Source organism: Streptomyces cellostaticus (assembly GCF_023630175.1).
GTDB lineage: Bacteria > Actinomycetota > Actinomycetes > Streptomycetales > Streptomycetaceae > Streptomyces > Streptomyces cellostaticus_A.
The window spans coordinates 1-21,072 of the sequence record NZ_JALLIN010000039.1 but is presented as its reverse complement, the minus strand read 5'-3'; the positions used below and the strand labels follow the sequence as shown (position 1 = coordinate 21,072).

Sequence of the window (21,072 nt, the reverse complement as noted above, 5' to 3'; positions counted from 1 at the left end):
CCACCCCTAGAGCGAGTGAGGCCAGAATAAGAACCTCCTGTGCCCGCCGCGCTCGCACTGCGGGTTTCTTTGAGGTTTCTCTGAGGTTTCACTCCTTTCCCGGTGACTAGGACACGCGACCGGCCGTGCCCGATACCACAGGGCAACCCCTTGTTCATTCTCCGCAGTTACCCGACAACAGGTCGACATGAGGCCGCAATGGCACGCACAATCGACGGCGCGGGACGTTGGTACAGTTCGAACGGACCCGCCGAACGGGGCAGACCCGGTGTCGTCCGACCTGAAGTGGGCGTGGGAATTCCTTTGCACCGCATGGGTATTGACGGCACTCCTGTGCGTGCGAGTACGTGGAGAGTGGCCATGGCACGGAATGCGCCGGACGTGCGCCATTTCACATCTCAACCGGGGGAGGCTTTTACAGACGTGTTGGTGGAGCGGGATGAACAGATCGGAAGACTGACCTACTTCATATCCAGTGCCGCTTCCGGCACAGCGTCCGAAAACGCCCCCGGAACCGGCCGGATCGCCGTCATCAGCGGCCCCGTCGCATCAGGGAAGACGGCGCTCCTCCATCGCGCACTGGAACTGACGGCGGAAGACGGCCCGCGGGTCCTCACCGCCGTCACCTCACCCGCGGAACAAGGAATTCCGTTCGGTGTGGTGGAGCAACTGCTGCGGGACGGCCAGACCACCGCCGATCGGCTGTCGCCCGCGCTCGGCGCGGGGCCGGTGCTGGGTACGGAACCGGGGGCGGCGCCGCACACGGTGCCCGCCGAGGTACTCGCGGCGTTCCGGGCCCAGCTCGCGGAGATCCGCGCACGGGGCCCCGTCCTGATCGTCGTCGACGACGTGCAGTACGCCGACCCCGAGTCGCTGCACTGCCTCGCCCACGCGGTGCTCCGGGCGCCCTCCGCCGGCGCGGGGGTGTCCCTGCTGGTGACCCGCGGCCCCGACGCGGGCGACCGCGCGCCGCGGGTCCTGGAGGAGCTGCTGTACCAGTTGCGCGGCCTGCGCGTCCGGCTGGCGCCGCTCAGCGTCGACGGGGTCGGCCGGCTGGTCGCGGCCCGCGCCCCGGAGGCCGGGCCCGGCGGCGGTACGGAGCGGCCGGCGGCCGATCCCGCGCTGGCCGCCTCCCTCCACGCGGCGACCGGCGGCAACCCCCTTCTCGTGCACGGGCTCATCGACGACCGGCTCGGCCGGCGGCACGCCCCGGCGGGGGCGGCCGGGGACACCGTCCGGGCCGCGTCCGCGGCCGCGGACGGAGGCACTGGTGAGGACCGGGCCGACGGGCCGCCGCACGCCGGTGAGCGGTTCCTGGAGAACGCGCTGATCTGCGTGCACCGGACCGGTGCCGACGGGATGAGGGTCGCCCAGGGCATCGCCCTGCTGGGCGGCACCGGGCCGATGCCCCTGCTGGCCCGGCTGGTCGAGGTGGACGAGCCGGTGGTCGCCCGGGTGGTGGCCGCCCTCGGGGAGGCCGGGGTGCTGGACCCGGCCGGGTTCCGGCACGGTGGCGTGCGGGCCGCCGTGGTGGAGAGCCTGGCCGACGACGCGGCGGCGCGGCTGCGACGGCGGGCGGCAAGGCTGCTGTACGAGGACGGCGCGGCACCCCTGCTGGTGGCGACCCAGCTCCTGGGTCAGGAGACGCACGTCTGCGACGAGGAGTGGGTACCCCGGGTGCTGAGCGACGCCGCCCGGGCGGCGCTGGCCGCGCAGCGGATGGGGTTCGCGGTCCGCTGTCTGCGCATGGCCGAGAGCTGCTGCCGGGACGAGACCGAGCGGACCCTGCTGCGCGCGACCCTGGCCAAGTACGTGTGGCGGGTGCAACCCTCGGCGCTGCCACGGCAGTTGCGGTCGCTGGTCGGTGCGGTGCGCGAGGGGATGCTGCCGCCGGTGGACACCCTGCGGCTGGTCCGCGACCTGCTGTGGAACGGCTGGATGGACGACGCGACCACCGCGATCCGCCAGGTCGTCGCCGTCCTGCCGCCCTCCCCCGACGCCTCGGTCGTCACCGAGCTGCGCGAGCTGCGGCTGGCGCTGGCCAGCACGTACCCGACGCTGCTCGAACACCTCGGGGACGGGCCGGCCCAGGGGCAGGTGCCCGGTGCCGGCGGCCGGCCGGCCGCGCCGGAGGAGGGCGGTCCGAGCGCGGCCAGGGCGCTGTACGGCGTGCTGAGCGGCGGCGGGGGCGAACCGGGCGCGGCCCCGGAGGACTTCGCGGACCTCGCCGAACACCTGCTGACCAGTACGCGCCTGACGGAGGAGACGCACCTCAAGATGCGCGCCTGCCTGCTGACGCTGCTCTACGCCGACCGGCTGGGCACGGCGACGGTGTGGACCGACCGGCTGCTGGTCGAGGCGGCGGACCGCGGGGCTCCCGGGTGGACGGCGGTGCTGCGGGGGATCCGCGCGCACGTGTCCTTGCGCAGGGGCCACCTGGAGGAGGCCAGACTGCTGGCCGAGCAGGCCCTCGAACAACTTCCGGCGCACGGCTGGGGCGTGGGCATCGGAATGCCGCTGTCGGCCCTGATCGAGGCGCGGACGGCGATGGGCGACCACGAGGCGGCGGCCGAGCTGCTGGACCGGCCGGTGCCCGACGAGATGCTGCTGACCCGCTACGGGCTGCACTACCTGTACGCGCGCGGCCGGCATCAGCTCGCCACCGGGCGCCACCACGCGGCGCTGACCGACTTCGCGGCGTGCGGCGAGCTGATGCGCCGCTGGAACATGGACCGGTCGGTGCTGGTGCCCTGGCGGGTCGGGGTCGCCGAGGCGTGGCTGGCACTCGGCAGCCGGGAACAGGCGGAACGGTTCGCCCGGGAGCAGCTCGCGGGGGACGCGGGGCGCCGCGTGCGGGGCCTCGCCCTGCGGGTGCTGGCGGCTTCCCGCCCGGCCCGGGAGCGGCCCGCGCTGCTCGGCGAGGCCGTCGCGCTGCTCCAGGAGGACGGCGACTGGTACGAGCTGGCGCGGGCCCTGACCGACCTCGGGGCGGCGCACAAGCAGCTCGGCGATCCCGCCCAGGGCAAGCCGCACACCCGGAGGGCGTGGCGGATCGCCGAGGGCTGCGGCGCCCGGGAACTGCACCGTTCCCTCCAGCCGGGCCAGTCCGGGTCCTCCCCGCAGTCGCCCCCGGCGCCGCCGGCGGGTCCGTCCCCCCGGTCCGCCCACCTCCTGCCGTCCGCACCGCCCCCGCGGGCCGTGCCGCCGCCCTCCGTCGCCCCGGCGGGCGCCGCACGGCCGGGCGGGCCACGATCCACTGCGGTGTCCTCGCTGACGGACGCCGAGCGCCGGGTGGCGGCGCTGGCCGCGCACGGTTACACCAACCGGGAGATCGGCGCCAAGCTCTTCATCACCGTCAGCACCGTGGAACAGCATCTGACCCGCGTCTACCGGAAAATCAACATCACGCACCGTCAGGACCTGCCGGTCGGTTTGGACATCGATGTCGCACGCACCGCCTGACCCCGCCACCCCGGCCGCCGCCGCACCGCCCCCCGGGGCCGGCCCGCGGCTGCTCGCGGTGAGCGACCTGCACATCGGGATGGCCGACAACCGGCCGATCACCGAGTCGTTGCGCCCCTCCCACGAGGACGACTGGCTCATCGTGGCCGGGGACGTCGGAGAACTGACCGGGGACATCGAGTGGGCGCTGCGCCTGCTGGCCGGGCGATTCGCCAAGGTCGTGTGGGCGCCGGGCAACCACGAGCTGTGGACGCCGCGCGAGGACCCGGTGCAGGCGCGCGGGGAAGCACGCTACCGGTACCTGGTGGAGATGTGCCGGGGGCTGGGGGTCGTCACGCCCGAGGACCCGTGGCCGCTGTGGCGGGGCCCCGGCGGTCCGGTCGCGGTCGCTCCGCTGTTCCTGCTGTACGACTACACGTTCCGGGTCGCGGGCACCTCGACCAAGGAGGAGTCGCTGGCCCGGGCGCACGACGCGGGCGTGGTGTGCACGGACGAGTACCTGCTCCACCCCGACCCGTACCGCGGCCGCGACGACTGGTGCCGGGCCCGGGTCGCGGCCACCAGGCGGCGCCTCGCGGCACACGATCCGTCGGTGCCGCTGGTGCTGGTCAACCACTTCCCGCTGGTGCGCGAGCCCACCGACGTGCTGTGGCACCCGGAGTTCGCCCAGTGGTGCGGGACGGTGCTGACGGCCGACTGGCACCGCAGGTTCACCACCGCCGCCGTCGTCTACGGGCACCTGCACATCCCCCGGACCACCTGGTACGACGGGGTGCGGTTCGAGGAGGTGTCGATCGGCTATCCGCGCGAGTGGCGCCGGCGCGGTCACCCCAGGGGTCTGCTGCGGCAGATCCTGCCGTACGCCCCGGAGCCGGGGTCCGGCACCGGGACCGAATCGTGAGAGGCACGAGCATGATCGAGTCACTGCTGCCCGGAGAAGCGGTCGCCGACGACGTCTTCGGGCCGGACGGCACGGCGACGCTGTACCCCGAGGAGGCGGCGCTGGTCGAACGGACGACCGACCTCCGCCGTGAGGAGTTCACCACCGTACGGGCGTGCGCGCGGCGCGCCCTCGCCGCGCTGGGGCTCCCGCCGGCGCCGATCCTGCCCGGGACCCGCAACGTGCCGCAGTGGCCCGAGGGGGTCGTGGGGAGCATGACGCACTGCGCCGGCTACCGGGCCGCGGTGGTGGCCCGGGACACGGACCTGGCGATGGTCGGGATCGACGCCGAGCCCGACCTTCCGTTGCCGCAGGGCGTGCTGGAGTCCATAGCGCTGCCCCGCGAACGGGCGTGGGTGCGGGCGGGCGCGGGGGGCCGGCTGTGCCGGGACCGGTTGCTGTTCAGCGCCAAGGAGGCGGTCTACAAGACCTGGTACCCGCTGCTGGGCACCGAACTGGACTTCGACGACGCCGACATCACCTTCCGGCACGCGACGGGCCCGTCGGGTGGGGGGCGGGGCACGTTCACCGCGCGGATCCTGCGGCCGCGGACCGGCCCGGACGGGCGTGTGGTGGAGGAGTTCGAAGGCCGTTGGCTCGCCGCGCGGGGCCTCGTCGTGACCGCCATCACCGTGCCCGCCCTCCGGCCGGTGGCCGCGCCCCCGAGCACGGTCGGCTATCAGGGTGGATAGGGGTTGTCGCCCCCACGGCCGCTGAATAGCGTGGCCTCACCGGCACGACCGCGCACGGCCGCTTCGACGCTCCCGCTCGGGAGATCCGGCCCGGCGCCGCGGATTCCGGCTCGCCCGGAACGTCTCCGGTTCCCCCTGGAAGCGATGCCGCACCGGCCCGAGAGGTATTCCAGATGACGTCAGTCAGCCCGGCTCCCACGACCATGCTCGTGCCGGACTTCCCGTTCTCCTACGACGGCTGGCTGCGCCACCCGGCCGGCCTGGGCGTCCTGCCGCCCGGGCGCGCGGGGACGCCGGTGGCGGTGGTCGGCGGAGGTATGGCGGGCCTGACCGCCGCGTACGAGCTGATGCGGCTGGGGCTGCGGCCCGTCCTGTACGAGGCGGAGCAACTGGGCGGCCGGATGCGGTCGGTGCCCTTCCCCGGGGCGCCCGAGTGCGTGGCGGAGATGGGGGCGATGCGCTTCCCGCTCTCCGCGCGGTCGCTGTTCCACTACGTCGGCCTGCTGGGGCTGCGCACCAGCGCCTTCCCCAATCCGCTGGCGCCCAGCACGCCCAGCACGCTGGTCGACCTGGGCGGCGAGCGCCACACGGCCCGTACGGTGGAGGAACTGCCTGAGGTCTACCAGGAGGTGGCCGCGGCGTGGGAGAAGGCGCTCCAGGAGCGGGCCGAGCTGGCGACCATGCGGGACGCGGTCCGGCGGCGGGACGTCGAGACGCTGAAGCAGATATGGAACAGGCTGGTCAGGGAGTTCGACGACCAGTCCTTCTACGGTTTCCTGGCCACCAGTTCGGCCTTCCGGTCGTTCCGGCACCGCGAGGTCTTCGGGCAGGTGGGGTTCGGCACCGGTGGCTGGGACACCGACTTCCCCAACTCGTTCCTGGAGATCCTCCGGGTGGTGTACACGGAGGCGGACGACAACCAGGTCGCCATCGTCGGCGGGTCGCAGCAGGTGCCGCGCGGACTGTGGGAGCACCCGGCTCAGGGGTGCGCGCACTGGCCGGCCGGTACCTCGCTGGCCTCGCTGCACGACGGGCGGCCCCGGCCCTCGGTGCGTGCCGTCGCGCGCGAAGGCGACGGTTTCCTCGTCACCGACGCGGACGGGCGGCGGGACCGGTTCGCCGCGGTGGTGTACACGCCGCACGTGTGGACGCTGCTGAACCGCGTGGCCTGCGACCCGGCGCTGCTGTCCGCCCCGCTGTGGACCGCGGTGGAGCGGACCCACTACATGGGGGCGTCGAAGCTGTTCGTCCTGACGGACCGTCCGTTCTGGCGCGACACGGACCCGCGGACCGGCCGGCCGGTGATGAGCATGACCCTCACCGACCGGATGCCGCGCGGGGTGTACCTCTTCGACGACGGCGCGGACGGGCCGGGTGTGATGTGCCTGTCGTACACCTGGAACGACGACTCGCTGAAGCTGGCGACGCTGAGCCCGGCCGAGCGGCTGGACGTGCTGCTGGACCGGGTCGGGGCGATCCACCCGGGTGTCGACATCCGTTCCCACGTCGTCGGTGACCCGGTCACCATCACGTGGGAGAGCGAGCCGCACTTCATGGGCGCGTTCAAGTCCAACCTGCCGGGCCAGTACCGGTACCAGCGGCGGCTGTTCACGCAGTTCATGCAGCGCGGGCTGCCGGACTCCGAGCGCGGCTTCTTCCTGTGCGGGGACGACGTGTCCTGGACGGCGGGGTTCGCGGAGGGTGCGGTCACCACGGCGCTGAACGCGGTGTGGGGGGTGCTGGACCACCTGGGCGGGGCCACGCACCCGGACAACCCGGGCCCCGGTGACCTCTTCGACGCCCTGGCGCCCCTGGAGCTGCCCTACGACGGCTGAGCACCGGTGCCGGTGGGGACACGGCCCAGCCCGCAGCATTCACTGCCGCGGCGATCGCGTGTCCCGCCCGAGACGGGCAGGTGGGTTCACGGGCTCAGCTGAGGCGAGGGTGGATCCGGTGAGACGGCGGCTCATGACGGGGGTCATCGCCCGCAGGACGCGGCAGCGGATCGAGGAGTGGCAGGAGGCCGCCCTGTAGGCCCTGCAGGGGTGCGCCCTTGGCGCGTTCGCGGCAGCGACGAGAGCCAGCGGCGCTCCTGCACCGCCTGCTCAGCGTCTCCAGGCGTCAGAGGGCTGGCCGCACTGGGAGCAGCGCCCGCACCGGCCGTCCCTCGGGGCGTCAATCCCCTGGTTTCGTAGAGACGTTGGTCATGCGGACCGGCGTTCCCGATCGGTCCGGGCTCGCGCTTGCTGGATGATCCGTTCGAACGCGGCCGGTGGCTTCCCGCCGGCCGCGCTGTGGCGCCGCCTTGTGCTGTAGAAGTCCGCGGTCCACGTGGCGGTCCTCAGCCTCCGCCGGCTACAGCTTCCCCACCCGCACCGAGGCGATTCGGGCCGATGCGTGCCGGGCGGAGTTCGCGGCCGGTTCGCAGGCGGCAGACCTCGGTCTCGGCCTGCGGTGGGGTGCGGAGTGGTTCGCGGCGAACGGGGCAGCCGGGCATCACGGTGGGACGCGGAGACCTCCGGTGCGGTGGAGACTCGACACCTCCACCGCACCGGAGGTCTCCGCCGTGATCAAGCCCGGTCAACGAACCTCGTGATCAGTACACCTAGTGCTGTGACCGGAAAGGTTCACCGGCTCGCGGCGTCCGGCACGGCACTAGGCGGTGGCCATCCGGGTCAGTTCCTTCTTGTCCGGCTTGCCGTTGCGGTTGAGCGGGAACCGCTCCAGCACGACGACCCGGTTGGGCTGCTCGAAGGCGGGCAGCAGCGCGCACAGCCGCTCCCGCCAGTAGGCGGCGTCCCGCTGCTGGTCGTCCTCGACGAAGAAGACGAGCTGGGAGCCGCGGAGCGTGTCCGGCACGGGCACGATCCGGGTGGGGCAGCCCTCGGCGGCCACCTTCCGTTCGATGAGCTCCGGGTAGAGCGTGTAGCCCATGCGGTGGACGGCGAACTTCCGTCCCAGGACGAAGAGGTTGCCGTCGTCGTCGAGGTGGCCGAGGTCGCCGGTGGCGTACCAGCCTTTGGGGGCGGGCACGACGGAGCCGTCGTCGGCGATCTGTCCTTCGAGGGCGTCGGGGGTGTCCACCTGGATCTCGCCCGGCTGTCCGGCGGGCAGTTCGCGGCCGTCCTCGTCGACGATCCGCAGCCGGATGCCGTCCATGGCCCGGCCGCAGGAGACCGGGTTGTCGAGGGTGGCGAAGGAGATGTTGTTCAGTTCGGTGGAGCCGTAGCTGTCCAGCAGCGGCAGGCCGAACTCCTGGACGTAGCTCTCCACCAGCGGCGCGTCGAGCGGGGCCGCGCCGACGCAGAACATCCGGGTGGTGGCCAGGTGGTCGCGCAGCGACGGTCGGCGGGAGACCAGGCCGAGGATGCTGCGGTAGCTGGAGGGCGTGGCGTCGATGACGGTGGTGCCGGAGTCGCCGGCCATGCGCAGCGCGCGGTCCAGCCGGCGGTAGGGGGCGATCACCAGGGAGCAGCGGGTCAGCCAGGCGATGAGCACCATGGACAGGCCGTACTGGTGGGCGAACGGCAGCAGCGGCATCAGGACGTCGTCGGGCCGGTGGCCGACCTGCCGGGCGTTGCGCCGCAGGTTGGTGAGGAACTTGCCGCCGGACTTCACCACGCCCTTCGGGGAGCCGGTGGAGCCGGAGGTCCACATGATGAGGCCGTCGGGCAGTTCGCCCCAGGCGTCGAACGACAGGGTGCCGTCGACCGGCGCACGGCCGGCGGTGGCGACCATGAGCTCGTAGAGGTGGACGGGGTCGGCGTCCCGGTCGATGGGGGTCTCGTCGTCGACGAAGGTGACCTTGACGCCGGTGCGCAGGGCGATGCGCCGGGTCTCCTCGGCGTGCTCCTGCTGGTCGACGAGGACGATCGAGGCACCGACGTGCATCAGCGCGTACAGCACGCAGACGTAGCCGGCCGAGTTGCCGGCCTTCAGCATCACCCGGTCGCCGAGGCCGACCCCGCGTTCGCGGATCACCTCGGCGATGCGGAGGGCGTCCTGCTCGAGCTCCTCGACGGGCCGTACCGAGTCGGGTGCGAAGATTTTCGCGGTCATCGGTCGCACACTGTCCTTCCTCTGGGCCGAACGTGACCGGAGCCGGCCGTGGGCTGCGCCGTGCCGAGGCGTGTCCGGGCCCGTTCAGGGGGTGGATCGCGGGGTTCGCGAGGTTCACAAGAGATGGGGAGATTCGTTCGGTCCCGCCCCGTGGACGCGGTTCTCCATACGGCACGCTAGGCAGCGGGAGGGGGCGCGGGTACCCCTGTCCCGCCCCCTGCACCCCCCTGCCGGGGTGCGGTGCGGGCAGGGGCCGGGGTGGTCAGTCGGGTTCCGGTCCGTGGAGCGAGATCAGTTGGTCGTGCACGAGGTTGACGACTTCGCGGCGGTGCGAGTCCAGGTACCCGCGGATGCCGGGGAAGACCTCCAGGTCGAAGCGGCCCGAGGTGCAGCGGCGCCACGCCTTCATGCCGGCCAGCGGGGCGCGCGGGTCGTGGTGCCCCGCCAGGGCGACGACACGGCAGCCGACGGCGGGCGGCCCGATGCTGCCGCGGTGCGCCGGCCCCGTGCGTCCCGAGACGAACAACGTGAGGGGTGCCGCGTCGGTCTCCCGCTCCAGCCGCTGGGCGACCGCGTAGGCGAGCTGGGCGCCGAGGCGGTGGCCGAACAGGGCCAGCGGGCGGTCGGCCCAGCAGCGGACGGCCTCGAAGATCTTGTCGGCCAGCACCGCGTCCTCCTCGGCCGCGTGCTCCTCGCCGGAGGTGTGGGCCGGGTACTGGATGATGAGCAGCTCCACGGTGGGCAGCAGCAGCTCCGACATCGCGAGGTAGCACGCCGAGGAGTTCCGCGAGCTGGGGAAGCAGATCATGCGGTAGCTGCTCGGGACCGCCGGCTGCCGGATCTGGATCAGGCTGACGTCGTCGGGGGTGGTCTCCCTGGTGGAGTGCTGGGCGCACTCACATGTCATGCGCCCTGGAGCTCCGCCTCGGGCGCTGCCCAGAACGAGCGGTGGGTTCTGTACCAGGCGACGGTCTCGGCCAGGCCCTCGGTGAAGTCGTGCACGGGGGTGTAGCCCAGTTCGGTGCGGGCCTTCGTCCAGTCGACGCTGTAGCGGCGGTCGTGGCCCTTGCGGTCGGTGACGTGCTCGACCCGGTCCCAGCCGGCGTCGCAGGCGTCCAGGAGCAGGCCGGTGAGCTCCTTGTTGGTGAGTTCGGTGCCGCCGCCGACGTTGTACGTCTCCCCCGCCCGGCCGCCGGTCAGGACGGCCAGCAGCCCGCGGCAGTGGTCGTCGACGTGCAGCCAGTCGCGGACGTTGCCGCCGTCCCCGTAGAGGGGCACGGTGCCGCCTGCGAGGAGCCGGGTGACGAAGAGCGGGATCACCTTCTCCGGGTACTGGTAGGGGCCGTAGTTGTTGGAGCAGCGGGTCACCCGGACGTCGAGGCCGTGGGTGCGGTGGTAGGACAGGGCCAGCAGGTCGCTGGACGCCTTGGAGGCGGAGTAGGGCGAGTTGGGGGCGAGCGGGTCGGTCTCGACGGAGGAGCCGACCGGGACCGACCCGTACACCTCGTCGGTCGACACGTGCAGGAACGGCCCGGTGCCGTGCCGCAGCGCGGCCTCCAGGAGGGTGTGGGTGCCGAGGACGTTGGTGCGTACGAAGGCGTCGGCGCGTTCGATGGAGCGGTCGACGTGCGACTCGGCCGCCAGGTGCACCACGGCGTCGTGGTCCGCCACCAACCGGTCCACCAGCGGCGCGTCGGTGATGTCGCCGTGCACGAAGCCGAAGCCCGGCTCGTCCTCGACGGGGGCGAGCGCGGCACGGTTGCCGGCGTAGGTGAGAGCGTCCAGGACGGTGACGCGGACGTCGTCGCCCAGCGGCTTGTCGGGGCCGAGGACCGTGCGTACGAGGTGGGAGCCGATGAAGCCGGCCGCTCCCGTGATCAGGAGTTTCATGAACGGATCTGCACCTTGCTGTGGTCGCCGAGGATCAGGCGGTGGGCCTGGGGTGTGCGGGGCGCGGGGGTGACCCGGGCCTGCCGGCCGATCATGGACGCCTCGATGCGGCGGACGCCGTCGATGGCCGCGCCGGCCAGGATGATGGAGTACTCGATCTCGCTGTCGACGACCGCGCAGTCGTCCGCGACGGACGTGAACGGGCCGATGTAGGAGCCCTCGACGCGGGTGCCGCGGCCGATGACGGCGGGGCCCACGATCCGGGAGCGGGTGACGACCGCGCCCTCCTCGACGACGACCCGGCCGACCAGTTCGCTCTCCTCGTCGACGGAGCCGGCGCAGTAGGGCGTCAGGCCGTCGAGCACGGAGCGGTTGACCTCCAGCATGTCGGTGGCGTTCCCGGTGTCCTTCCAGTAGCCGTCGACGGTGGAGGAGGCGATGTCGAGGCCCTGGTCGAGGAGCCACTGGAGGGCGTCGGTGATCTCCAGCTCGCCGCGGGCCGAGGGCCGGACGGCGGCCACGGCGTCGTGCACGGCGGCGGTGAAGAAGTACACGCCGACCAGCGCCAGGTCGCTCTTGGGGAGCTTCGGCTTCTCCTCCAGGCCGGTGACCCGGCCCGCCTCGTCCAGGGTGACGACGCCGAAGGCGGACGGGTCGGGGACCCGCGTCAGCATGATCTGGGCGGCCGGTCTGCGGGTGCGGAAGTCCTCCAGTTGCCGGCCGATCCCGCCGAGCAGGAAGTTGTCGCCCAGGTACATGACGAAGTCGTCGTCGGCCAGCCAGTCCCGGGCGATGCGCACGGCGTGGGCCAGGCCGAGCGGCTGGTGCTGCGGGATGTAGGTGACGCTGATGCCGAACCGGGAGCCGTCGCCGACGGCGGCCCGGATCTCGTCGGCCGTGTCGCCGACGATGATGCCGACGTCGGTGACGCCGGCCTCGGCTATCCCTTCGAGGACGTAGAACAGGATGGGCTTGTTGGCCACCGGCACGAGTTGCTTCGCCGAGGTGTGGGTCAGGGGGCGCAGGCGGGTGCCGGACCCTCCCGACAGGACGAGCGCCTTCACGGGGTCTCCTCGCTGAGTGGTGGGGCGAGCGAGGACACGTACCGCACGCAGTCCTCGTACGCGGGCAGCAACCCCTGGGCCTCGGCCGCCGCGATGGTGGGTGCCGCGGCGTCCTTGGGGGACAGCAGCGGTTCGGTGTCCGGGAGCCAGGTGATCCCCAGCTCCGGGTCGAGCGGGTGGACGCCGTGCTCACGGTCCGGGCTGTAGCCCGAGGTGGTGAGGTAGACGACGGTGGCGTCGTCGGTGCCGGCCTGGAAGGCGTGGCCGAGGCCTTCGGAGAGGAAGACGGCCCGGCGGTCCCGGTCGTCCAGGTCGACGGCCTCCCAGCGCCGGTAGGTGGGGGACCCCCGGCGCAGGTCGACGACGACGTCGCGGACGGCGCCGCGTACGCAGGTGACGTACTTGGCCTGGCCGGGGGGCAGGTCGGCGAAGTGGACGCCGCGCACGACGCCGCGGCGGGACACCGAGCAGTTGACCTGGGCCAGTTCGAGGGGTCGTCCGGTGGCGAGCCGGAACGCCTCGCGCTGGAACGCCTCCAGGAAGACACCTCGCCCGTCACCGTGCAGCCGCGGCTCGTACAGCCACGCTCCCTCGATGGACAGGGGTTTCACCCTTCGACCGCCTTTCCTCGTCCGTCGCCTTGTCCGCGCCGGTGCCCTTGTCGCCGTCCGTGTCCGTCCCCCGGGGTGGGGGCGCCCGCGAGGGCCTCGGTGAGGGCCTCCCGCCAGTGGCGCATCGGGCCGAGGCCCGTGCCGGCCCACCGGTCGTGGCCCAGGACGCTCCATGCCGGGCGCAGCGCCGCCCGGTCCAGCCGCGAGCTGTCCGTGGCCCGCACCCGGCCGGGGTCGTGGCCGGTCAGCCGGAACACCTCCCGGGCCAGGCGGTACCAGGTGGTGCGGCCCGCCCCGGTGGCGTGGAAGACGCCCCGGGCCCGGTCGGCCGGCAGGGTGCCCAGCGCGACGAGCCGGGCGGCGACGTCCGGCGCCCAGGTCGGCTGCCCGTGCTGGTCGTCGACCACGTCCGCCGTCCGTCCCGGCTCCCGGGCGATCCGGGCCATGGTGTGCACGAAGCCGCCGGCGGACCGCCCGTACAGCCAGGAGGTGCGCACCACGGCGGCGTCCGGGAGCGCGGCCAGGACGGCGCGCTCGCCGGCGAGCTTGGTGCGCCCGTACGCAGTGCGCGGGTCGGGTGCGGCGTCCTCGGCGTAGGGCCGGCCGGTGTCGGCCGGCGTACCGCCGAAGACGTAGTCGGTGGAGACGTGGAGCAGTCTGCTGCCGGTCGTGGCGCAGGCGCGGGCGAGGTGTCCCGGTCCGGTGCCGTTGACCTCCAGGGCCGTGGCCTCCTCGGTCTCGGCCAGGTCGACGGCGGTCCAGGCGGCGCAGTTGACGACGACGTCCGGGCCGGTGGCGGCCACCGCGGCGGCGACCGCCGCCGGGTCGGTGAGGTCGAGATCGGCCCTTCCGGTCCGTACGGTGTCGGCGCCGTGGGCGGCGAGCCGGGCGGCCACTTCGGCACCGAGCGTTCCGGTCGCGCCGATCACCATCCACCGCAGCGTTGCGGGATGCACCACCGGGCCCGCGGACACACGACCCGCCGAAGCTTTGTTTTGCACAGAATAATTCGGCGCGATCACGCGTCGATGCTAGGAGGATATTCGAGGAAACCGCAACACTCACCACCCCCGATCGTTTTGAATAGGGGTGAAGCACGCTCCGGCCGAACCCGCGCCCGAGCGCGCCGAAAACCCCTACCGCCCCCTAGCGTTGGCACATCGCCCCTATTTTTCCAGGTCAGTTGCCACAGGACACCAGCGTGCGTGCTAGACAGGGTCCGCACCACTTCTATGTCCTATTCAATCGGCGCTCCACGCGCGGCCGGTCACGCGACTTTCCTGTGCGAATTTCCCGGACCGCCGTTGTCGCGTCCCGCTTGATTCGCAGGCGTAAATGACTATTGAACCACCCGTGGATTCTGCCGTCGTGGTCGACGGACTGGTCAAGAAGTACCGTGGCCGCGACCGACCGGCGGTGGACGGCCTGAGCTTCTCCGTCCGCCGGGGCGAGGTCTTCGGATTCCTCGGTCCCAACGGAGCGGGCAAGACGACGACCATCGGCATCCTCACCACCCGCGTCGCCCCCACCGCGGGGCGCGCGTTCGTCCAGGGCGTCGACGTCGTGGCCAGCCCGGCGCGGGCCCGCCGGGCCTTCGCCGTCGTACCGCAGCGCAACAACCTCGACCGCTCCCTCACCCTCCGCCAGAACCTGCTCTTCCACGCCGGCTACCACGGCATGGGCCGGGCCGAGCGGCGGCGCCTCGCCGACGAGTGCCTGGAATGGGTGGGTCTCGCCGACCGGGGGAAGGCCCGCGGTGACGAACTGTCCGGCGGACAGGCCCAGCGGGTGATGATCGCCCGCGCCCTGATGCACCGCCCCCAGGTGCTCTTCCTCGACGAGCCGGCCACCGGACTCGACCCGCAGGCGCGGCGGTTCATCCACGAACGCGTGGCCGAGCTGAGCGAACGCGGCGTGACCACGGTGCTGACCACCCACGACATGGACGAGGCCGCCAAGCTGTGCGACCGCGTCGGCATCGTCGACCACGGCCGCCTGCTCGCCCTCGACCCCCCGCAGGCCCTGATGGAGAGCCTGAGCAGCACCGCCCTCACCCTCACCGTGCAGCCGGCGCCCCCGGCGATCCCGGCGCGCCCCACCGGCGCGGGCGGGGGACCCGGGAGCGCGGCCGGCGACATCGTCCGGGTGCTGGAGAAGATCGAGGCGGTGGAGCGCGTCGAGACGGTGCGCCAGGACGACTCCGAGGAACGGGACGGCGCCCCCGCGCCCGTACGGCTGCGCCTCTACAGTGACGCGCCGTCCGGCTCGGTGCTGCCGGCCGTCATCACGGCCCTGACGGAAGCGAGTTGTGACATCAAGGACATGAGCGTCGGCACCGCCAGCCTGGAGGACGTCTTCATCGAGCTCACCGGCCGGGAGCTGCGATGACGGCCACCACCGCACCCGATCCCGTAGCCGGCTTCCCCGCCGAGCTGAAGCCGGCGCGCACCGACGTGCGCACGGCGACCCGCACGTTCTTCTTCATCCTGTGGCGGGACGTCTTCGTCACCGGCCGCGAGCTGGGCCCGTTCCTGGCCCAGGTGCTCGTCGAGCCGTTCTTCATCCTGTTCGTCTTCGGCAAGGTCCTCGGCGAACTCGGCTACACCAGCGGAGGGTTCCAGGAGGTCCTGCTGCCCGGCGTGGTGGCCCTCAACAGCTTCCTGGTCAGCCTCCAGAACACGGCGCTGCCGCTGGTCATCGACTTCTCCTGGACCAAGGAGATCGAGGACCGGCTCCTCGCGCCGATCCCGACCAGCCTGGTCGCCGTCGAGAAGCTGGTCTTCGGCATGCTGCGCGGCATCATCGCCTCGCTGGTGATGATCCCGGTCGGCTTCCTGCTCCTGGACGACGTGTCCTGGCCGATGGACAGCTTCCCGGCCACGCTGGGCGTGCTGCTGATGGGCGCGCTGGCGGGCAGCACGGTCGGCCTGACCATCGGCACCCTGGCGCCGCCGCGGCACATCAGCGTCATCTTCGCCGTGACGCTGACCCCGCTGATGTTCACCGGCTGCACGCAGTTCCCCTGGCACGGGCTGGCGGACATCCGCTGGTTCCAGGTGCTGTGCGCGATGAACCCGCTGACCTACGTCAGCGAGGGCATCCGCGCCCTGCTGCTGCCGCCCGGCGGCCCCCGCTCGATCCCGTTGTGGCTCGACCTGCTGGCCCTGAGCGGGGCGATCCTGCTCTTCGGGCTGATCGGCATCAGGGGGTTCCACCGCAGGGCGCAGGACTGACACCCGGCCCCTCCCCGTCCCTTGGACGTCGTTCTCCCCCGGCCCCGCACCCGGCCCGGCGCCCCGCGCCGGGCCGGGTGCGGGGCCCTTTCCCGTCGACGAGGCCGGCAGACGACTGCCGGTGCGATATTCGGAAGCAAAGGCACACACGGACCATGACACTCTCCGAGCGGATCCCCCCGCCCCCCGCCCCGGACGGGACGACCACCGACGGCCGGGACGCGACCGCGATCGTCTTCCCGGGCATGGGGCCCTCGTCGTTCGCCGAGGTCGGCAAGTTCCTGCTGCTCGACCCGTACGCGCGCAAGCGGCTCGCCGAGGCCGACGAGGCCCTCGGGTACTCGGTGTTCGACCGGTTCCGGACCTCCGAGGAGGACTACTCCGTCCATTCGCAGATCGCCTTCCTGGTGAACTCGATGGCCATGGCGGACCGGGCCCTGGACACCCTGGGCCTGTCCCCCACCGTCTGCACCGGCCCGAGCTTCGGGCAGAAGGCCGCCGCCGCCTTCGTCGGTTCGCTGCCCTTCGCGGACGTCGTCCGCCTCACCGCGGACCTGGCCCGCTGCGAGGAGGAGTACTTCTCCGGCGCGTACGAGGACGTCGTCACCCATTCCTTCGTCCGCACCCCGCAGGACCGCCTGGACGAGATCCTCGCCGGCTTCGACGACCGGGGCGCCTGGTACGACGTCTCCGGGCGGCTCGACGCGGGCTTCCACATGCTGTCCGTGCGCGAGAAGGAACTCGACGGGCTGAAGGCCGCCATCAGCGCCGCTGGGGGCTACTCCATGTACTCGATGCGCCCGCCCGTGCACGCGGCCGCCTTCGGGGAACTCCGGCACAAGGCCGAGGCGGAGGTGTTCGGCGGGTACGAACTGGCCGACCCCAGCATGCCGGTGGTCGCCGACCAGGACGGCACGGTCGTCCGGGACGCCGCCGGGATGCGCACGATGATGCTGGACACCTTCGACCGGCCGGTCCACTGGCCGAGCGTGGTGGAAAACCTCATGGGGCTCGGGGTACGTACGGTGTGCGTGACCGGGCCGGACAACCTCTTCCACCGCCTGGACCTCACCAAGGACTCCTTCCAGGTCCACACCGTGGGCCTGCCCAGGAAGCGCTCCCGGGAACGGGAGCGGCGCGCCTGACCGCCGGACAGGCGCGGGCGACGCACCGCCCGCGCCTGTCCGGCGGTACGACGAGAGGCCGGGCCCCACCCTTCCGGTGGGACCCGGCCTCTCGTCGTGTCCGCGGCCCGCGGGGGCGGTGTCCGCCGCCCCCGCGGGCCGTGCGGCTCAGTGCGTGGCGTCCAGCCACTCCTCCACGGCCCTGGCGGTCGTCGCCGCGTGCTCCTCCATCATGGTGAAGTGGTTGCCCGGGACGTCGACGGCCGTGTGCTCCAGGTCCCAGTACGAGCGCCAGTCGCCGTCCACCGGCCTGGACCAGTCGAAGAACCGCTCCCCGGCCCGCACGAGCAGGGTCGGCGTCTTCACGGCCGCCGGCTTCCACCCGCCGAAGAGCCGGAAGTAGGCGCCCATCGCCAGCAGCCGGCTGTCGTCGACCGGCACGTACGTGTCCTGCCGCTCGTCCATGCCCTCGGAGAGCCCCGGCTGGATGCCGATGATCGCGTCGTCGTCGTGCGAGTAGATGTCCAGCATCACCACCGCCCGGGGGAAGACCCCCATGCTCTCCAGCTCGTCGGCCACCGCGTGGGCGAGCATGCCGCCCGAGGAGTGACCGAGCAGGACGAACGGCGCGCCGTCCGCGTGCCGCAGCACGGCCTCCGCCTGGGCTTCGATCACCGCGTCGGTGGTCGAGGGCAGTTGCTCGCCCCGGAGGAAGCCGGGCGCACCCAGCGCGTGGACGTCCCGGTGGCCCCGGAAGCCGGAGGCGAAGCGCGCGTACTGGTGCGGGCCGGAGATCGACAGGATCGAGGAGAAGCAGACCAGTCCGGGCCGGGTGTCGCCGCGGGAGAGGCGCACCAGGCTCGGGGGCTTGCGCAGCTCGGCCGGTGAGGCGAACGACGGCCGGAACCGGGACGCCTGCATCAGCAGCTCCATGAACTGCCCGGACGCGCCCTGCGCCCCGGCTTCGCGGAGCATCGGGCCGAAGACCCCGTCGGAGCCCTCCGCGCCGGCGTCCACCGTGCCACCTGCCGCCTGTGCGTCCGGGCCCCCGGCCAGTTCGGCACGCAGCCGGGCGGCCACCAGGGCGGGGCTCGGGTGGTCGAACAGCAGCGTGGCGGGCAGCCGCAGCCCGGTCGCCGCGTTGAGCCGGTTGCGCAGCTCCACGGCGGTCAGCGAGTCCAGGCCCAGTTCCAGGAACTCCTGGGTCTCCCCCACCGCGTCCGGCGACGGGTAGGCGAGGACGGCGGCGACCTGCGCCCGTACGACGTCGAGCAGTGTCCGCTCCTGCTCGGCCTCGGGCAGGGCGGACAGACCGGCGAGCAGCCGCGCGGCCTCGGACGCCACCGGGTCCGCCGCCTGCTGGGCGGCCGCCCGGCGCGGGACACCGCGCACCAGACCCCGGAAGACCGCCGGAAGGGCTCCGGCGTCCGCCTGGGCCCGGAGGGGCCCGGTGTCCAGCCGCATCGCGACCAGGGCCCCGGCGCCGGAGGCGTTGGCTTCGGTCCGGGCGGTGGCGTCGGGTTCGGTCCCGCACACGGGGTCGGCCGCCGCAAGGGCGCACGCCGTGTCGAAGAGCGCCAGGCCCTCGTCGGACGAGAGCGGGGCGAGCCCGGCGCGCGCCATCCGCTGCACATCGGCGTCGGTGAGCTCGCCGGTCATCGCACTGCGCTGCTCCCACAGCCCCCACGCCAGTGACACCGCGGGCAGGCCCACCGCGCGCCGGTGCTGCGCCAGAGCGTCCAGGAAGGCGTTGGCTGCGGCGTAGTTGGCCTGTCCCGGGTTGCCGAGCGTGCCGGCCGCCGAGGAGAACAGGACGAACGCGGCGAGGTCCGCTCCGCGCGTCAGCTCGTGCAGGTGCAGGGCGGCGTCGGCCTTGGGGCGCAGCACCGTGTCCAGCCGCTCCGGTGTCAGCGACGGTACGAGTCCGTCGTCGACACGGCCCGCGGTGTGGACGACGGCCGTGAGCGGGTGCGCGGCCGGAACGTTTGCCAGCAGTGCGGCGAGCGCCTCGCGGTCGGCCGCGTCGCACGCGGTGACCGTCGCCTCGGCGCCCAGTCCGGCCAGTTCGGCGACCAGTTCCGCGGCCCCTTCGGCGGCGGGTCCGCGCCGGCTGGTCAGCAGCAGGTGCCGTACCCCGTGGCGGACCACCAGGTGCCGGGCGAGCAGGCTGCCGAGCGCTCCGGTGCCGCCGGTGATGAGGACGGTTCCCTCGGGGTCCAGGGCGGGCGGGCGGGCCGTCCCGGTGTCCGGAGCGGCGGGCACGCGGGCCAGCCTGGCGGCGTGCAGTGCGCCGTCGCGGACGGCGAGCTGCGGCTCCCCGCTCGCCACGGCGGAGGCCAGCAGGGGCGCGAGGGCCGACGGACGGGTGGTGCCGGTGACGGTGCCGGCGTCGTCGCCGCCCGTACCGTCCGCGCCGGGGTCGGATCCGAGGTGGCCGTCGAGGTCGACGAGGACGAACCGGCCGGGGTTCTCCGACTGCGCGGACCGCAGCAGGCCCCACAGCGGGGCGTGCGTCAGGTCGGTCACGCCCTCGCCGGGCCGGGCCTCGACCGCGCCCCGGGTGACCACGGCCAGCCGGGCACCGGCCAGGGACTCCGCGGCCAGCCAGTCCTGGACGAGTCGCAGCGCGTCCCCGGTCGCCCGGCGGGCGGCGTCGGCGGTCGCCTCCGGGCCGGTGGTCTCCGTGCCGGACGGGGCGTACGCGACCAGCACCGTCTCCGGCAGCGGCTTGCCCGAGGCCACCACGCCGCCGAGCGCGGACAGGTCCGCGTACCCGTCGACGGGGATGCCCGCGTCCCGCAGCGCGGCCTCCAGGCCGAGCGTGTCCGCGCCCACGACCGCCCACCGCCCCGGCCGGGCGGGCGGGGTCGTGGGCAGAGCGGGCAGGGCGGGCCATTCGAGCCGGAACAGCGACTCGTGGAACACCGGCCGTGCCGCCGACCGCAGCCGCGCCGGGTCGAGCTCCCGCAGCAGCAGCGACTCCACCGACACCACCGGGGCGCCCTGCTCGTCGTAGGCCGCCAGGGACACGGATCCGGGCCCCGCGGGGGCGAGCCGGACCCGCAGGGAGCCCGCGCCGACCGAGTGGAGGGTGACCCCGCTGAACGAGAACGGGAGCCGGACGCGGGTGCCGTCGTTCCGGGCGCCGTCGGTCCCGTCGGCCCCTTCGGCGCCGGCCCGGACGGCCTCGGCGCCGTCCGTGGGCGTCGCCATGAGGAAGGGGGCGAGCGCGATGCCGTGGAGGCCCGCGTCCAGCAGCGCCGGGTGCACGCCGAAGTCGCCGGCCCGCTCCCGGTGCCCGTCGGGCAGCACCAGTTCGGCGAACAGCTCGTCGCCGAGCCGCCAGGCCGCCCGCAGGTTGCGGAACGCCGGGCCGTACGCGAACCCGCCGGCCGTGAACCGGTCGTACAGGTCCTCCGCACCGAGCGGTTCGGCGCCCGCCGGCGGCCAGACCTCCGGACCGGGGGCGTCCGCCCCGGTCGGCGCGGCCGGCGCGGCGAGCACACCGCCCGCGTGCCGCGTCCACGGTACGTCCGCCCCGTGGCCGTCCTCGCCGCCGCCCGGGCCCTCGGGGCGCGAGTGCACCTGCAGCGCGCGCCGCCCGGTCTTGTCCGGCGCGGCCACCGACAGCCTCAGCTGGAGCGCGCCGCGCTCCGGCAGCACCAGCGGCGCCTCCAGCGTCAGTTCCTCCAGGGCGCCGCCGCCCACCTGGTGCCCCGCGTGCAGCGCCAGCTCCACGAAGGCGGTTCCGGGCAGCAGCACGCTGCCCGCCACCGCGTGGTCGGCCAGCCAGGGGTGCGACTGGAGCGACAGCCGTCCGGTGAAGAGCAGCCCCTCGGAGTCGGGCAGCTCGACCGCGGCGCCGAGCAGCGGGTGCTCGGCCGCGCCGAGCCCGGCGGAGGCCACGTCGCCGACGGGGGCGGTGGGTACGTCGATCCAGTACCGCTCGTGCTGGAAGGCGTATGTGGGCAGGTCGACCGGCCGCGCCCCGGTGCCA

At 73.4% G+C, this 21,072-nt stretch carries 14 protein-coding genes; 7 read left to right on the top strand and 7 right to left on the bottom strand.

Annotated features, from left to right (window positions below; genetic code table 11):
- Nucleotides 1-198: 198 nt before the first annotated feature.
- From MXD57_RS31580 to MXD57_RS23170, 4 genes are all read left to right on the top strand, one after another.
- Nucleotides 199-3,462: a helix-turn-helix transcriptional regulator gene (locus MXD57_RS31580; protein WP_308290893.1), complete on the top strand. Its 3,264-nt coding sequence runs from the start codon at nucleotides 199-201 to the stop codon at nucleotides 3,460-3,462.
- Complete coding sequence (locus MXD57_RS23180) at nucleotides 3,443-4,363, top strand: metallophosphoesterase family protein (protein ID WP_250403690.1); 921 nt, start codon at nucleotides 3,443-3,445, stop codon at nucleotides 4,361-4,363. Before MXD57_RS31580 ends, MXD57_RS23180 begins: the two co-directional genes overlap by 20 nt.
- A gap of 11 nt (nucleotides 4,364-4,374) precedes the next feature.
- The gene (locus tag MXD57_RS23175) at nucleotides 4,375-5,094 is read left to right on the top strand and encodes a 4'-phosphopantetheinyl transferase family protein (protein ID WP_250403689.1); all 720 of its coding nucleotides are present in this window, start codon (nucleotides 4,375-4,377) and stop codon (nucleotides 5,092-5,094) included.
- 173 nt (nucleotides 5,095-5,267) lie between these two features.
- A complete protein-coding gene (locus MXD57_RS23170; protein WP_250403688.1) occupies nucleotides 5,268-6,929 on the top strand; it encodes a flavin monoamine oxidase family protein in 1,662 nt (553 codons plus the stop codon).
- A gap of 820 nt (nucleotides 6,930-7,749) precedes the next feature.
- On the opposite strand, the gene MXD57_RS23165 is transcribed toward MXD57_RS23170, so the two are convergent.
- The 6 genes from MXD57_RS23165 to rfbD form a co-directional block, all read right to left on the bottom strand.
- A complete protein-coding gene (locus MXD57_RS23165; protein WP_250403687.1) occupies nucleotides 7,750-9,153 on the bottom strand; it encodes a class I adenylate-forming enzyme family protein in 1,404 nt (467 codons plus the stop codon).
- Nucleotides 9,154-9,415: 262 nt separating this feature from the next.
- Nucleotides 9,416-10,060 (bottom strand): thioesterase II family protein, encoded by a 645-nt coding sequence (locus MXD57_RS23160; RefSeq protein WP_250403686.1) that lies wholly within the window; start codon nucleotides 10,058-10,060, stop codon nucleotides 9,416-9,418.
- Entirely contained in the window at nucleotides 10,057-11,043 is a 987-nt protein-coding gene (gene rfbB / locus MXD57_RS23155) for a dTDP-glucose 4,6-dehydratase (protein ID WP_250403685.1), read from the bottom strand. The genes MXD57_RS23160 and rfbB overlap by 4 nt, the downstream gene beginning before the upstream one ends.
- Nucleotides 11,040-12,107: a glucose-1-phosphate thymidylyltransferase gene (locus MXD57_RS23150; protein WP_250403684.1), complete on the bottom strand. Its 1,068-nt coding sequence runs from the start codon at nucleotides 12,105-12,107 to the stop codon at nucleotides 11,040-11,042. The genes rfbB and MXD57_RS23150 overlap by 4 nt, the downstream gene beginning before the upstream one ends.
- Nucleotides 12,104-12,718 (bottom strand): dTDP-4-dehydrorhamnose 3,5-epimerase family protein, encoded by a 615-nt coding sequence (locus MXD57_RS23145; protein WP_250403683.1) that lies wholly within the window; start codon nucleotides 12,716-12,718, stop codon nucleotides 12,104-12,106. Before MXD57_RS23145 ends, MXD57_RS23150 begins: the two co-directional genes overlap by 4 nt.
- The gene (gene rfbD / locus MXD57_RS23140; RefSeq protein WP_250403733.1) at nucleotides 12,715-13,659 is read right to left on the bottom strand and encodes a dTDP-4-dehydrorhamnose reductase; all 945 of its coding nucleotides are present in this window, start codon (nucleotides 13,657-13,659) and stop codon (nucleotides 12,715-12,717) included. Before rfbD ends, MXD57_RS23145 begins: the two co-directional genes overlap by 4 nt.
- A 412-nt stretch (nucleotides 13,660-14,071) precedes the next feature.
- Here rfbD and MXD57_RS23135 point away from each other — a divergent pair, with 412 nt between their 5' ends.
- The 3 genes from MXD57_RS23135 (at nucleotide 14,072) to MXD57_RS23125 (ending at nucleotide 17,096) form a co-directional block, all read left to right on the top strand.
- Nucleotides 14,072-15,106: an ABC transporter ATP-binding protein gene (locus tag MXD57_RS23135; RefSeq protein ID WP_250403682.1), complete on the top strand. Its 1,035-nt coding sequence runs from the start codon at nucleotides 14,072-14,074 to the stop codon at nucleotides 15,104-15,106.
- Nucleotides 15,103-15,951 (top strand): ABC transporter permease, encoded by an 849-nt coding sequence (locus tag MXD57_RS23130; protein WP_250403681.1) that lies wholly within the window; start codon nucleotides 15,103-15,105, stop codon nucleotides 15,949-15,951. The genes MXD57_RS23135 and MXD57_RS23130 overlap by 4 nt, the downstream gene beginning before the upstream one ends.
- A 155-nt stretch (nucleotides 15,952-16,106) precedes the next feature.
- Nucleotides 16,107-17,096 carry an ACP S-malonyltransferase gene (locus MXD57_RS23125; RefSeq protein WP_250403680.1) on the top strand — a complete coding sequence of 330 codons (990 nt, stop codon included), beginning with the start codon at nucleotides 16,107-16,109 and terminating at the stop codon, nucleotides 17,094-17,096.
- Between the two features lie 147 nt (nucleotides 17,097-17,243).
- On the opposite strand, the gene MXD57_RS23120 is transcribed toward MXD57_RS23125, so the two are convergent.
- On the bottom strand, nucleotides 17,244-21,072 hold a 3,829-nt coding region (locus MXD57_RS23120), incomplete at its 5' end, for a type I polyketide synthase (RefSeq protein ID WP_250403679.1).

Bases quoted from the DNA above. Each gene is read 5' to 3' on its own strand.
- MXD57_RS23180 (WP_250403690.1), top strand. From the start codon at position 3,443: ATGTCGCACGCACCGCCTGACCCCGCCACCCCGGCCGCCGCCGCACCG.
- rfbB (WP_250403685.1), bottom strand. From the start codon at position 11,043: ATGAAACTCCTGATCACGGGAGCGGCCGGCTTCATCGGCTCCCACCTC.
- MXD57_RS23175 (WP_250403689.1), top strand. From the start codon at position 4,375: ATGATCGAGTCACTGCTGCCCGGAGAAGCGGTCGCCGACGACGTCTTC.
- MXD57_RS31580 (WP_308290893.1), top strand. From the start codon at position 199: ATGGCACGCACAATCGACGGCGCGGGACGTTGGTACAGTTCGAACGGA.
- MXD57_RS23170 (WP_250403688.1), top strand. From the start codon at position 5,268: ATGACGTCAGTCAGCCCGGCTCCCACGACCATGCTCGTGCCGGACTTC.
- MXD57_RS23130 (WP_250403681.1), top strand. From the start codon at position 15,103: ATGACGGCCACCACCGCACCCGATCCCGTAGCCGGCTTCCCCGCCGAG.
- MXD57_RS23160 (WP_250403686.1), bottom strand. From the start codon at position 10,060: ATGACATGTGAGTGCGCCCAGCACTCCACCAGGGAGACCACCCCCGAC.
- MXD57_RS23125 (WP_250403680.1), top strand. From the start codon at position 16,107: ATGACACTCTCCGAGCGGATCCCCCCGCCCCCCGCCCCGGACGGGACG.
- MXD57_RS23165 (WP_250403687.1), bottom strand. From the start codon at position 9,153: ATGACCGCGAAAATCTTCGCACCCGACTCGGTACGGCCCGTCGAGGAG.